Raw genomic sequence first — 432 nt, 5'->3', positions numbered from 1 at the left:
ATACCAGTAGAAGCAGCAAAACTAACTCCACTAGCTCCATTAACTTTAGGATTATTAGCATAAACTGTTTCATTAACGTTATTTGGGTTTTTATTATTAACATCAACTTCAAAGTACCATTCAAGGTCTTTAACAGGAGTTAAGTATAATTCAGCATAAGCACCCCAAGCTAAAGAATGGCTTAAACCAGAATTTTTCCAACCGTTTCCAGATACTTGATAACCTATAGAAGGTTCAAACCATACACTTACTATATCGCTGTTAGCACCTAAACCCAATACTGGCATGATTTTGAACTGATAAGCTTTATAGTCATAAGTAGCACCTTTTCTATTAGCAGAAGCAGCAGCAACACCATAATAAGAAGAAGATTTAATACCTAATTGATTACCTTCTAAAGCTGTTTTATATTCTAATCTGATATATGGGTTA

1 pseudogene is annotated in these 432 nt (G+C 33.3%); it reads right to left on the bottom strand.

The window, feature by feature from the left end:
• Positions 1 to 432, bottom strand: a pseudogene (locus tag EZH24_RS13460) (variable surface family protein); the annotation flags it as partial.

It is taken from the genome of Brachyspira catarrhinii (assembly GCF_005518285.1).
Classification (GTDB): Bacteria; Spirochaetota; Brachyspiria; order Brachyspirales; family Brachyspiraceae; genus Brachyspira; species Brachyspira catarrhinii.
This window is presented reverse-complemented; position numbering and strand designations above follow the sequence as displayed.